Genomic DNA, 11,377 nt, shown 5'->3' on the forward strand with positions numbered 1-11,377 from the left:
TGGACAAAAGGTCGTTGTTAGTACGCGTACCGCAGGTTCGGAACCGACGAGTCGCCGTCTTCGATCTTCTCCAGTGCGTCCTCGAAGTCCGCCATCGTCACCTCGGTGCGACCGTCGCGGATGGCGAACATGCCGGATTCGGTGGTCAGGCTCTCGATCTCGGCACCGCTGAAGCCGTCCGTCTCGTCTGCGAGTCGGTCGAAGTCCACGTCCTCGGCGAGGTTCATGTCGCGGGTGTGGATCTCGAGGATCCGGTGGCGACCTTCGTCGTCGGGGTTCGGTACCTCGATGAGGCGGTCGAAGCGACCCGGACGGAGGATGGCCTGGTCGAGCATGTCGAAGCGGTTGGTCGCGGCGATGATGCGAATCTCGCCGCGGTCTTCGAAGCCGTCCATCTCGGACAGGAGTTGCATCATCGTGCGCTGTACCTCGGCATCACCCGACGTCTTCGAGTCGGTTCGGCGAGAGGCGACGGCGTCGATTTCGTCGATGAAGATGACTGCTGGTTCGCGCTCCGAAGCGAGTTCGAACAGGTCGCGAACGAGACGCGCCCCTTCACCGATGAACTTCTGGACGAGTTCCGACCCGGCCATCTTGATGAACGTGGCGTCGGTCTCGTTGGCGACGGCCTTCGCCAGCATCGTCTTCCCGGTGCCGGGCGGGCCGTGGAGGAGCACACCGCTCGGAGGTTCGATACCCGCCGCTTCGAACTGTTCGGGGTTGATGAGTGGTTCTTCGACCGCTTCCCTGACCTCTCGAATCTGGTCTTCGATACCGCCGATATCCTCGTAGGTCACCTTCGGCGATGCGTCGATCTCCATCGCCTGTGCTCTCGCGTCTTTCTCCGTATCCAGCTTCGTCTCGATGGTGAACGAATCGTTAACTGCGACGCGGTCACCGGCCTCGATGTCGTTTCGGAGCTGTACTGCAGCCTCGGTCAGTACCTCCTGGTTGTTACCGTGTTGTTTGATGATGACACCGTCATCGGTCACGTCTTCGACCGTCGCAACGTACAGCGAGGTCGTCTTCAGCGTCTCGTTCTCCCGCTGGAGTCGGTCGACTTCCGCCGCCAGATCGTTCCGTCGGTCAGCCGCTGCTTCGACGCGCTCGTTCAGTTTCTCGTTGACTTTCTGGATGTCCAAGAAGTGCTCCCGAAGCGCCGACAAGCGCTCTGCATCGGACATATCGGGGTCGAGTTCGAGCGTTGGTCGATCAGGAACGGATGGACTGCGAGACATTTCTTGTTCATGTGTATGTCCCCACATTTAAAGTGCCTTTGGGTCGCGGAGGGGTTGGTTCGAGAACACGGATATCCATGAATCTGCGACTGAGGGAGCCATTTTTGGAGTTTCACGGAGATAGATGAATTCGTGAATACCATCATCGAACATCTCTGGTGATTTAGTTGAAGAACGGTTTCCGCCGTGGAGTCACTCCAGTTTTGCGACACCAAGAGCGGCCAGAACGGAGTACCCGAACAGTATCACGACGAGCGCGAAGCCAACGAACATGGTCGGCGCGGAGAGAGCGCGCGCAGTCCGATAGGGCAACACGAGTCGCCCGAAACCGAGGAGAAGAAAACTGACGACGGTGAGGACGAATGCGCCGATTCCCAGGAGCACGAACGTGCGCTTTCTCATTGGTTTCCGTCGAGTCGCTGACCGATGATAACCGTATCGCTCGTCGGTTCGAAGACGTACCCGTGTTCTATGTCGACATCGTAGAACACCGTTTCGGGGGGCATTCGCCACAGTCGCCACGCGAGATGGATGTCACCGACTGCACCGGAGGTGTTCACGAGGAGGGCGAGGTAGGCCACCGAGGCGACGACTGGCGGCCCCGCCAATAGTGGAATTGCCACGACGGTGATACCAACGAGCGGTGTGAGTTCGACGAGCAGATCGTCCCGTCGCGTGACGAACTGATCGAACGCGGCGGTGTAGAGCGCCGGGATGTGCGGTGCGAAGCCGAAAGAGACGCGGTAGCCGAGCAGATAGAAGACGAGTCCGTGAATCGCCTCGTGGACGATCAGCGTAGCGAGAACGACGCCGACACCGAGTGCGATTTCAACGAGATCGGTGCCGACTCGGATCTCGTCGGGGGCACCCTGGCCATACCAGAGCAAGACACCGAACCCGAACGCCGAGGCGACGAAGAGGACCGCAGAAAAGAACGCGAGCAAGGGCGACGAGGAACCAAGCTGTGCGGTGAGACGGTATCCGGTCGGTGGTTCGGGCGGACCATTCAGAAGAGTCGATTCACATGACCTTCGTCGTTGCCTGCCAGAAGACGGTCTGGCGGTACGAGACCTCCCTCGTCCGATTCCTTGCGCCCTCACTGCGTGATACGATTTACCACGACCAGCAAACCTTGCCGTAACTGTCGGTTATAAAATTCTCCATGAATATGCTTACTACACATGAGCGACGACCAGCCCCGATTCGACACCCGGAGCATCCACGCGGGGCAGCGGCCCGACCCCGCTACAGGGGCGGTCGCGCCGCCCCTCTATCAGACCACCTCGTACGCCTTCGAGGATGCCGATCACGCCGCCGACCTGTACGCGCTGGAAGCCGACGGTCACATCTACTCCCGGTTGAGCAATCCGACCGTCGAGTTGCTGGAAGACCGTATCGCGTCACTCGAAGGCGGTGCCAGCGCAGTCGCCACTGCCAGTGGAATGGCAGCGTTGGATTCTCTCACCCTCGTTCTCGCCGAATCGGGAGACAACGTCGTCGTCTCGACCGACACCTACGGCGGAACCACGGCCTACTTCTCGCACACCGCCTCCCGTCGGGGGATCGATGCGCGACTCGTGAACACGCTGGACTACGACGCCTACGCTGACGCCATCGACGACGACACTGCCTTCGTTCACGTCGAAACCGTCGGCAACCCGTCGCTCGTGACACCCGATTTCGAGCGCGTGGCGTCAGTCGCTCACGAACACGGCGTCCCCCTCGTCGTGGACAACACCTTCGCCACCCCCGCACTCTGTCGCCCCCTCGAACACGGTGCCGACGTCGTCTGGGAGTCCACGACGAAGTGGCTCCACGGAAGCGGGACGACGGTCGGCGGTGTGCTCGTAGACGGCGGCACCTTCGACTGGGATGACTATCCCGAACTCGCGGGCGAGAATCCGGCGTACCATGGTATCGATTTCGCACGAGACTTCTCAGACGCGCCGCTCGCAGCCGCCGCCCGGTTCCGGAGCGTTCGAAGTCTCGGCAATCAACAGTCCCCGTTCGACGCCTGGCAGACCCTTCAAGGCATGGAAACGCTCCCTCTTAGGATGAACCGCCACTGCGAGAACGCGGCCATCGTCGCCGAGTACCTCGCAGACCACGACGAAGTGGCGTGGGTCGCCTACCCCGGCCTCGAATCCCACGAAACACACGAAAATGCCAGTCGGTATCTGGAGGGCGGGTACGGCGGCATGATCGCCTTCGGACTCGGCTCGTTCGAGGCCAGTAAGACGTTCTGCGAGACGGTCGACCTCGCCTCGTTCCTCGCCAACATCGGGGACGCAAAGACGCTCGTCATCCATCCCGCGAGCACGACGCACGCACAACTCTCACCGGAAGAGCAGAAAGAAGCGGGCGTGACGCGCGACCTCGTTCGCCTTTCGGTCGGCATCGAAGACCCGGCAGACATCCTGGCCGATCTCGATGCGGCCATCGAGGAGGCGACATCGTGACCGTCTCGCTCGGCCAGTTCGAGTTCGAGCGAGGAGGGAGTATCCCCGACCTGGAAGTCGCCTACGAGACCTACGGCGAGTACACCGGCAACAACGCGGTGCTCGTCTGCCACGCACTGACGGGAAGCCATCGAGTGCGTGAGGTGCACGACGTGAACGATGGGACGGGCCAGTCGAGCGGACAGGGAACCGGCTGGTGGGACACCGTCGTCGGCCCCGGAAAGCACATCGATACGCGAGAGCACTTCGTCATCTCCGTCAACGTCCCTGGGTCGTGCTACGGAACGACCGGGCCAGCGAGCACGAATCCCGAGACGGGCAAACCCTACGGCTCCGACTTCCCGAGCGTGACCGTCGGCGACTGGACGCGGGCCCAGCACCGTCTCCTTGACCACCTCGGAATCGATACGCTCCGGGCCGTCGTCGGCGGAAGCGTCGGCGGCATGAACGTCCTCGAATGGGCGAAGCGATACCCGAAACGGGTCGAGTGCGTGATTCCCATCGCCACCGCGGCCCGCCTCGACCCGCAACTGGTCGGCATCTGTGCTGTCGCCCGACGGGCGATCACGTCCGACTCGGCGTGGCAGGGTGGCGACTACTATCCCGACCATCCCGATGCGGGCCTCGCGCTCGCTCGACAGCTCGGTCACATCAGCTATCTCTCGAAGGATTCGATGGATCACAAGTTCGGCAGGCAACTCGCCGACTGCCCGCCGCGCGCGTTCGCCGCCGATGGCGGCCCCAGTGGGTTTGCCCCCGACACCGAGACGTACCGCGATGTGGAGAGCTATCTCGACTATCAGGCACAGAAGTTCGTCCAGCGGTTCGACGCGAACAGCTATCTCCATCTCACGCACGCCATGGAGAACTACGACCTCTCGGCAGGATTCGACTCCGATCCCGACGCACTGGCGGAGTTCGATGGCGAGGCCCTCGTCATATCGATAGCGGGCGACTGGCATTTCACCGTCGAACAGGCGAACCACCTCGAAGCCGCGTTCCGCGACGCAGGGTGCGAGGTCACTCATCGCACCCTCGACAGCGACTACGGACACGATGCCTTCCTCACCGAGCCGGAACTTGTCGGCCCGCCAATCAGACGACTCATCGCGCCTGCGGAACGGTTCGCGCCGGTTCACGCCAGCCTGTTCGCACACTGAATTTGCGGTTGGAGCGGTCGCTTACCAACCCCGCAGTGGCCGCGGTATCGAATCCCGTTCGTGGGTGGTCGTGGAACCACGTTGGAGGCAGCCGAATCGAAGGACTCGCCGTCTCCCGTTTCGGGAAGTCGTCCGATACCGAAGTATGACGCCATGGCTTTCATTGTTCTCGGTGGCGTTTGATGGGTGAGATGCAAATCCGACTTCTCGCTTTCGTCGTCGTCGTCGTGATGCTTGTACCGGGGGCTGGCATATCAAGTGGCATCGTCTGGGAGGATGGGGTCGCTCACGCACAGGAACAGACGTGCGATTACACTAGCTTGTACGATCGGACGATAGATTCGGTCGTCGCAGTCAGGGTCGAAACGCCACGAGGTGTCGGGCAGGGCTCTGGATTCGTCTACGACGCCGATGGCTCCAACGACTCTGCTCACATCGTCACGAACCAACACGTCGTCGTGATGGCGGATAGTGTCGAAGTACAGTTCAACGAAGGAGAGTTCCGAGAAGCCGAGGTCGTCGGAACCTCTCCCGAAGTCGACCTCGCGGTCTTGCGGGTCGAGGGCGTACCGAACTACTCTAGCTCTCTCGAACTCGCCGAAACCCCGGCAGAACCCGGTGAGAGCGTGGCTGCCATCGGAAATCCACTCGGTCTTCAAGGGACGATAACGCAGGGTGTCGTTAGCGGGGTCAACCGAACGGTTCCGGTTCGACAAGGATTCTCGATTCCGGGCGCGATCCAGACCGACGCCGCCATCAATCCGGGCAACAGTGGCGGCCCGCTGATGAGCTGTGAGGGTCGCGTCGTCGGTGTCAACACCGCCGGAATCGTCGAAGGCGAAAACCTCGGCTTCGCGATTCCGGCACGCGTCGTGGAGGAGGAGATACCGCCGATCATCGAGAACGCTGAACGAACGAACGGGTTGATCTGATGAGTCAGTCGATATAAACGAATCAGCGATGCGTCCGAACCGGTTGCTATGAGCGAATCAGTCGCTGATTTCGATGTGGTTTTCGGCCTCCGCTTCCTCCTCGATAGGCAGACGCACTTCGAGGACGCCGTTGCGGTAGGACGCCGTGATCTTCTCTTTCTCGACCGTCTTCGGCAGGGTCACGCGCTCGGACACCTTGCGCGAGCGGGCGAACTCGTCACCGGTTACCTCGTGGTTTGCGGAGACGGTGAGCACGCCATCGTAGAACGAGAGTTCGATCTCGTCCTTCTCGAACCCGGGCAGGTCGGCGGCGAGGACGAACTCCCCGTCGCGTTCGCTCAGGTTCATGTGAGTCTCCCGGCTTCCGAAGGGGCGGGACTCACCGAGTCCTCCCATTCGAGAACGCATCTGGTCGAACATACGGTCCATCTCTTCGAACGGAGTGTATCGTTCCATGATATTCACCGATAATAGTAGAGGCGCTATGAAGATATAAAGATATCGAGATACGTAATATCACGCTTCTCAGAGCTTCTATCCGAAATATTCTGTATTTCACCCACCGCACAAAATCGATCGGCAGAATCGACTCCACAGACCACGATCGCTTTCGAACCGACCCCGCAGATCACCTCTCTCGGATGGCCACTCGACCGCTCGAATCAACCCGACGAATCGACCGCTCCTGACCGCCCTTCCATCCGCTCATCGAACATGCCTTCAGATCGCGTTTCGCTGTACGAGCACCTCGTGCAGTTCGTTCATATGCGAGACGATGGTGTCGCAGGCCGGTGCAACCGCTGGTTTGGGGTCGAATCCGACCGCCAGCCCAGCCACTTCGAGCATGGGGAGGTCGTTCGCGCCATCGCCCACTGCGACGGTGTTGACCATGTCGGCATCCCGCTCCCGTGCCAACTGCTCCAGCGCATCGTCTTTCGTCCCCTCGATGAGTGGCCCGTCCACCTCGCCCGTCAGTGCCTCGCCGTCGTCCGGCAGTCGGTTGGCGACGATGGTGTCCACCGAGACGCCTTCGCGTTCGAGCGCGGCCTGCACCCCGCGCTCGAACCCGCCGGTCAGGATAGCGACGTGGGTTCCCTTCTCGGCGAGCGCGGAGAGTACGTCCGCCGCGCCCGGTCGGAGAACCACCTGCGAGAAGGCGTCGTCGGCCTGTTCGAGCGATAGTCCTTCGAGCAGCGCCGCGCGGTCGCGGAGGCTCTTCGCGTAGCTGATCTCGTCGTTCATGGCTCGGGCGGTGATGTCGGCCATCTGGTCGGCGACACCCAGCTGTTCGCCCAGCAGAACAGTCATCTCCGAGTCCGAAAGCGTACCGTCGAAGTCGAACGCGACTATCTTCATTCGGGTTGCGATTGGGGTGCTAGCCTGTTAAAGGAGCGTGATTGGCGGATAAATTGCCGAGAAGAGGGAAGTCGTATCGCTACGAAGGCGGTAATCGTTCGGAAGATTCGTCGGCGGTGGCACTCAGTTCACGCACCTGCGCCGAGATGCACCGCGAAACGCTGTCCGGTTCGAAAGACGACAGCATCACTCGGGATATTTCGGTTCGCGCTTCTCGGCGCGTTCGAGGGCGGTTTCGATGACGTCCCGTACGTCTCCGTGGAATTCACCGCCGTGTCCGGCGTACATGTGTTCGACGGAGTTGGGCGATCGATCGAGTATCGCGCGGATGCTCTCGATCAGTTCCTCGCGGGACTGGCCGGGCATATCGGTGCGACCGAAGCTCCCGTAGTCGAAGGCGCCGTCGTCGTGAACGACCACGTCGCCGCTGAAGATGGTCGAATCGCTGACGAAAGCGAGGTGGTCGTCGGCGTGACCCGGCGTGTGGATTGCTTCGAACTCCTCGTCACCGATGTCGAGAGTGTCGCCGTCTTCGATGGCGATATCCCGCCGGGGATGCGGGCCGTAGGCGGCGAGGTCGGCATCGAAGGCATCCAGGACGGTGTCGAGCCGTTCGACGTGGTCGCCGTGCTGGTGGGTCAGGACGACGGCGTCGAGCGTGTCCGTGTGGTCACGGAGCACGTCCACTACGCCGTCCATCGCTCCGGCGTCGACGAGAACGGGGTGGTCGCCGAGCGCGAGATAGGCGTTGCAGGTGAACGTATCGGCGTCCGCAGTGACGTTGATGACTTGCATGGTGGTCCGTTTCGCCTCGTGTGGCAAAGATTTGATGGGCGGCGTGGAATTTTTGTATACGAAGACCCTACTGTCATGTGCACATGGGTTTTGGGAGCTACGACGAGTCCGAACAAGAAAACCGAGAGTACGACGCTGATCTGGACGACGACAGCGGTGTAAACACCGCAGAACACAACCACGAGGGAAGCGTCGACTTCGAGATCGGTGCGTCGAACGACGAACTGTTAGACCGCCTCTCGGACATCAAAGACGAAGAGTAACGTGAAACCCGGCGTCCGGGCGCTCGGTGTGGCAGAATCGTACGCCGGTGACACGAGCACACTCGCAGGCGTGGTCGCTCGCGCGAGCAGAGTCGTCGACGGATTCGTTTTTGGAAGCTGTACGGTCGGTGGGACAGACGTATCTGAATCGGTGGTCGACCTCGCGGAACGTCTCGACCGCGAAGACGTTCGTTACGTCCTCGTCAGTGGCATCGCGCTGGCGTGGTACAACGTGCTCGATATGCACCGCGTCCACGAGGCGGTCGAACGCCCCGTCATCTCCGTCACCTTCGAGGAGAGCGACGGCCTCACCGCCGCTATCGACGCCGAGTTCTCGGGCGACGAACGCGAGCGACGGCGCGAAGTCTACCGCAGACAGCCACCGCGGCGAGAACTCGCCGTCAACGACCAGACGGTCTTCGCCAGGAGCGTCGGCGTGGACGAGCGCGAGGCCCGCGACGTGGTCAGGGCGTTCACGCCGGAGGGTGGCCGACCGGAACCGATTCGAGTCGCGCGCATGGCCGCGCGCGCCGCCGACGAGTGGCGGGCCGAAGGTGTAGAGCGGTATGAAACGGGACGGTAACGGCAGGCCGAGGAAACTTAATACGCCCCACTCGTTTCCCCGAGCATGGGAACGATGGAGGGACTGGACGTCACCGACTGTACGCGCTGTCCGGCACTGGTCGATTGCCGAAGTCAGATCGTCAACGGCGTCGGGCCGGAGGACGCGGACATCCTGTTCGTCGGCGAAGCGCCGGGTGCGCGCGAGGACGAGCAGGGCGAACCGTTCGTCGGCCGGAGCGGGTCGGTGCTCGACGACGGACTCCGCGACCGGGGCCTCTCGCGCGCCGACGTTCGAATCACGAACTGCGTGCGCTGTCGCCCCCCGGAGAACCGCGACCCCACGAAAGAGGAACTCGGCAACTGCCGAGAGTACCTAGAACGCGAGATCGAACTGGTGAACCCCGAGGTCATCGTCACGCTCGGCAAGGTGCCGAGCGAACATCTCCTCGACCGCGACGTGGCGGTGACGAAGGAAGCCGGAACCGTAGCGAACGCCGACCTCGGCGGCGAAGTGCGCGACTTGTTGATCTGCGTCCACCCGGCGGCGACCCTCTACGACCGGAGCCAGGAATCGACGTTCGAGAGCACCCTCGAAAAGGCAGCAACGCTGGCGGGTGCGGAAGGCGGGCAGTCCAGTCTTGGCGACTTTTAGGGGATGGTATCCACAGTCCCGATTCCCAACGGCAAATACACTTCGCGTACATTTCGATAGCCACAGCCCGATCGATTTTGGCAGTACATTTCAGTACGCTTCAGTACAATCGGCCGAATCGTCCACCTTCTCAGCGAACGATCGTCACCATCACTGGCGCACGGTGGGACACCTTCTCCGCGACGGAACCGAGCAGGATGTTCCCAAGGTCTTCCTTGCCGTGTGTTCCCATGATGACGTGGTCGATGTCGTTCTTTTCGGCGTATCTGACGATCTGCTTCGCCGGTTGGCCCATCTTGACGACGCTCTCGAAGGGCACGTCACCCGCCTTCTCGCGCATCTCCTCGTGAAGTTCCTTCGCGTTCTCCCACTCCTTCTCGTACCATTCGGTCGAGTAGGCGGGCATCCCCGCCTTCCCGAGTGGCGACTGATAGCCCGGCGACAGCGGATCGATGTCGAACGGATTGACCACGGTGAGAACGGTAATCTCCACGTCCGGCAACGTCAGTGCGTAATCCAGTGCGGCCGATGCCGCTGGCGACCCATCGAGCGGAACGAGTACGTGTTCCCCCATACGCGACCGGACGACTGCAATCCAGTAAAGCGATTTTCTCTGTCAGTGTCACGAACTGAGATGGAAACCTCGGCTCGACGGAGGCTCAGTCGAGCAAGATGAGTTCGAAGAGGAGATAGGACCCGACTGCAGAGACCGTGGGCGAGAGGATCCACAGCACGACGATTCGACTCACCGCCGCAGGGTCGAACAAGCTCTCTGCTGCCAGTTCCTCGAAGTCCTCCTCGCCGATCTGTGGAACCTCGGGTGTCTCGCCGCCGTCGTGCGACGCGGGCGGAGTAGGGGTCTCGCCTTCTGCGACCTCGCCGATGGTCGGGCTGTGTGGCACCTCCGTCTCGCTGGTTTCCGCGGTGAGCGCACCGGACGAGAGGTCGAGCTCGGGGGTCTGCTCCGGGTGCATGGCGACGTCCGCCGCCTCGACGAGCGTCACCGCGCGACTGGCCCGGCCCCATCCGAGACCGATGATACACGAGGTGGTACTCACCGCCAGACTCGCCGGGATGCCGAGGCGCGAGAGGATGGTGATGATGGTCGCACCGATGATCGAGACGATGAGCGCCGCCAGGATGGGGAGGTCGGTGATTCCGTCGCCGATTGTGTCGAGCGTCCGCCGAGCGATGGTGAACCCGCCGAGACCGATGGCACCGATGGCGAGCAGGATGCCCTGGTCGATGGTTATCGATCCGTTGCCGACGAGGGGTGCGACTGCGTTCGCCGCGTTCGATGCACCCGCACTGAATCCCATGTAGCAGGCGATGACGAGCACCGAGACCGCACCGATCACGTCTCGCGTCCCGACGCCACGACCGAGTGTCGGTCTGGGAACCGTCCCCGAACGGTCGATCCGAAACAGTCCGTCCTCGATTCGAGAGAAGGAAAACCGCGCGTCCAGATGCGGATACAGGTAGCGCCCGACGAGCAATCCGACCCAGAACGCCGTCAGGGGTGCGACGATCCACGCCGAGACGATGGTGAACATGAGCGGCTCGTTCAACGAATCGCTGGCGAGTCCCAACCCGACGATAGCGCCCACAGCCGTCATCGACGTGGATGCGGGCACGCCGAAGAGGTTCGAGATGAGGAGCGCGAAACCAGCGAAAAAGAGGACGACGATACTCGTCTCCAGGGTGAACTGGCCCGCCGGAACGATGCCGTCGCTCATCGTCTGGATGACGTTCCGCCCGACCGTCCAGCCACCCCAGAGCGCAAAGGCCGTGAAGAGGCCTGCCGCACCCACTTTGCCGATGATTCGACTCCCCACCGCGGGGCCGAACGCGACGCCCGTGGACGAACCGCCGATGTTGTACCCGACGAACACCGCGACGAACAGTCCGACTAGTAGTAATACAGTGACCACACTCGAAACCTCTGTAGCGTACAACGG

At 61.9% G+C, this 11,377-nt stretch carries 14 protein-coding genes; 6 read left to right on the plus strand and 8 right to left on the minus strand.

All coding sequences use genetic code 11. The features are described 5' to 3' along the window. Nucleotides 1-17 precede the first annotated feature (17 nt). The 3 genes from pan2 to ACR3FE_RS15665 all read right to left on the minus strand — a co-directional run bounded on the left by pan2 (nucleotide 18) and on the right by ACR3FE_RS15665 (nucleotide 2,182). Nucleotides 18-1,238, minus strand: a complete 1,221-nt coding sequence (gene pan2 / locus ACR3FE_RS15655) for a proteasome-activating nucleotidase Pan2 (RefSeq protein ID WP_458208197.1) — start codon at nucleotides 1,236-1,238, stop codon at nucleotides 18-20. 192 nt (nucleotides 1,239-1,430) lie between these two features. Then, nucleotides 1,431-1,640 (minus strand): hypothetical protein, encoded by a 210-nt coding sequence (locus tag ACR3FE_RS15660; RefSeq protein ID WP_458208198.1) that lies wholly within the window; start codon nucleotides 1,638-1,640, stop codon nucleotides 1,431-1,433. Continuing rightward, complete coding sequence (locus tag ACR3FE_RS15665) at nucleotides 1,637-2,182, minus strand: DUF3267 domain-containing protein (protein ID WP_458208200.1); 546 nt, start codon at nucleotides 2,180-2,182, stop codon at nucleotides 1,637-1,639. Before ACR3FE_RS15665 ends, ACR3FE_RS15660 begins: the two co-directional genes overlap by 4 nt. Before the next feature lie 237 nt (nucleotides 2,183-2,419). On the opposite strand from ACR3FE_RS15665, the gene ACR3FE_RS15670 reads away from it, so the two are divergent. The 3 genes from ACR3FE_RS15670 to ACR3FE_RS15680 all read left to right on the plus strand — a co-directional run bounded on the left by ACR3FE_RS15670 (nucleotide 2,420) and on the right by ACR3FE_RS15680 (nucleotide 5,789). Further along, nucleotides 2,420-3,697, plus strand: a complete 1,278-nt coding sequence (locus tag ACR3FE_RS15670) for an O-acetylhomoserine aminocarboxypropyltransferase/cysteine synthase family protein (RefSeq protein WP_458208202.1) — start codon at nucleotides 2,420-2,422, stop codon at nucleotides 3,695-3,697. Beyond that, entirely contained in the window at nucleotides 3,694-4,857 is a 1,164-nt protein-coding gene (metX, locus tag ACR3FE_RS15675) for a homoserine O-acetyltransferase MetX (protein ID WP_458208204.1), read from the plus strand. Before ACR3FE_RS15670 ends, metX begins: the two co-directional genes overlap by 4 nt. Before the next feature lie 182 nt (nucleotides 4,858-5,039). Further along, nucleotides 5,040-5,789 (plus strand): S1C family serine protease, encoded by a 750-nt coding sequence (locus ACR3FE_RS15680; RefSeq protein ID WP_458208206.1) that lies wholly within the window; start codon nucleotides 5,040-5,042, stop codon nucleotides 5,787-5,789. 57 nt (nucleotides 5,790-5,846) lie between these two features. Here ACR3FE_RS15680 and ACR3FE_RS15685 read toward each other — a convergent pair whose 3' ends face one another. The 3 genes from ACR3FE_RS15685 to ACR3FE_RS15695 all read right to left on the minus strand — a co-directional run bounded on the left by ACR3FE_RS15685 (nucleotide 5,847) and on the right by ACR3FE_RS15695 (nucleotide 7,940). Beyond that, on the minus strand, nucleotides 5,847-6,245 hold the full coding sequence (locus ACR3FE_RS15685) for an Hsp20/alpha crystallin family protein (RefSeq protein WP_458208208.1): 399 nt from the start codon (nucleotides 6,243-6,245) through the stop codon (nucleotides 5,847-5,849). 264 nt (nucleotides 6,246-6,509) lie between these two features. Continuing rightward, the gene (gene serB, locus ACR3FE_RS15690; protein WP_458208522.1) at nucleotides 6,510-7,157 is read right to left on the minus strand and encodes a phosphoserine phosphatase SerB; all 648 of its coding nucleotides are present in this window, start codon (nucleotides 7,155-7,157) and stop codon (nucleotides 6,510-6,512) included. Nucleotides 7,158-7,331: 174 nt separating this feature from the next. Further along, nucleotides 7,332-7,940, minus strand: coding sequence for an MBL fold metallo-hydrolase (locus tag ACR3FE_RS15695; protein WP_458208210.1), 609 nt, complete (start codon nucleotides 7,938-7,940; stop codon nucleotides 7,332-7,334). An 83-nt stretch (nucleotides 7,941-8,023) separates the two neighbouring features. Between ACR3FE_RS15695 and ACR3FE_RS15700 the strand changes: the two genes are divergently transcribed. From ACR3FE_RS15700 to ACR3FE_RS15710, 3 genes are read left to right on the plus strand one after another with little or no spacing between them, the layout of a single operon-like run. Continuing rightward, nucleotides 8,024-8,203 (plus strand): DUF5786 family protein, encoded by a 180-nt coding sequence (locus ACR3FE_RS15700; protein WP_458208212.1) that lies wholly within the window; start codon nucleotides 8,024-8,026, stop codon nucleotides 8,201-8,203. 1 nt (nucleotide 8,204) lies between these two features. Beyond that, a complete protein-coding gene (locus ACR3FE_RS15705; protein ID WP_458208214.1) occupies nucleotides 8,205-8,786 on the plus strand; it encodes an endonuclease dU in 582 nt (193 codons plus the stop codon). Between the two features lie 45 nt (nucleotides 8,787-8,831). Further along, a complete protein-coding gene (locus ACR3FE_RS15710) occupies nucleotides 8,832-9,419 on the plus strand; it encodes a uracil-DNA glycosylase (RefSeq protein ID WP_458208216.1) in 588 nt (195 codons plus the stop codon). 130 nt (nucleotides 9,420-9,549) lie between these two features. On the opposite strand, the gene ACR3FE_RS15715 is transcribed toward ACR3FE_RS15710, so the two are convergent. Together ACR3FE_RS15715 and ACR3FE_RS15720 are read right to left on the minus strand one after the other, a co-directional pair. Further along, a complete protein-coding gene (locus ACR3FE_RS15715) occupies nucleotides 9,550-9,993 on the minus strand; it encodes a universal stress protein (RefSeq protein ID WP_458208218.1) in 444 nt (147 codons plus the stop codon). 85 nt (nucleotides 9,994-10,078) lie between these two features. After that, nucleotides 10,079-11,350: an inorganic phosphate transporter gene (locus ACR3FE_RS15720; protein ID WP_458208220.1), complete on the minus strand. Its 1,272-nt coding sequence runs from the start codon at nucleotides 11,348-11,350 to the stop codon at nucleotides 10,079-10,081. Between the last annotated feature and the right edge of the window lie 27 nt (nucleotides 11,351-11,377).

The organism is Haladaptatus rarus, assembly GCF_054177585.1.

Bases quoted from the DNA above. Each gene is read 5' to 3' on its own strand.
- ACR3FE_RS15715 (WP_458208218.1), bottom strand. From the start codon at position 9,993: ATGGGGGAACACGTACTCGTTCCGCTCGATGGGTCGCCAGCGGCATCG.
- ACR3FE_RS15695 (WP_458208210.1), bottom strand. From the start codon at position 7,940: ATGCAAGTCATCAACGTCACTGCGGACGCCGATACGTTCACCTGCAAC.
- ACR3FE_RS15660 (WP_458208198.1), bottom strand. From the start codon at position 1,640: ATGAGAAAGCGCACGTTCGTGCTCCTGGGAATCGGCGCATTCGTCCTC.
- pan2 (WP_458208197.1), bottom strand. From the start codon at position 1,238: ATGTCTCGCAGTCCATCCGTTCCTGATCGACCAACGCTCGAACTCGAC.
- ACR3FE_RS15670 (WP_458208202.1), top strand. From the start codon at position 2,420: ATGAGCGACGACCAGCCCCGATTCGACACCCGGAGCATCCACGCGGGG.
- ACR3FE_RS15700 (WP_458208212.1), top strand. From the start codon at position 8,024: ATGGGTTTTGGGAGCTACGACGAGTCCGAACAAGAAAACCGAGAGTAC.
- ACR3FE_RS15710 (WP_458208216.1), top strand. From the start codon at position 8,832: ATGGGAACGATGGAGGGACTGGACGTCACCGACTGTACGCGCTGTCCG.
- ACR3FE_RS15685 (WP_458208208.1), bottom strand. From the start codon at position 6,245: ATGGAACGATACACTCCGTTCGAAGAGATGGACCGTATGTTCGACCAG.
- ACR3FE_RS15680 (WP_458208206.1), top strand. From the start codon at position 5,040: ATGGGTGAGATGCAAATCCGACTTCTCGCTTTCGTCGTCGTCGTCGTG.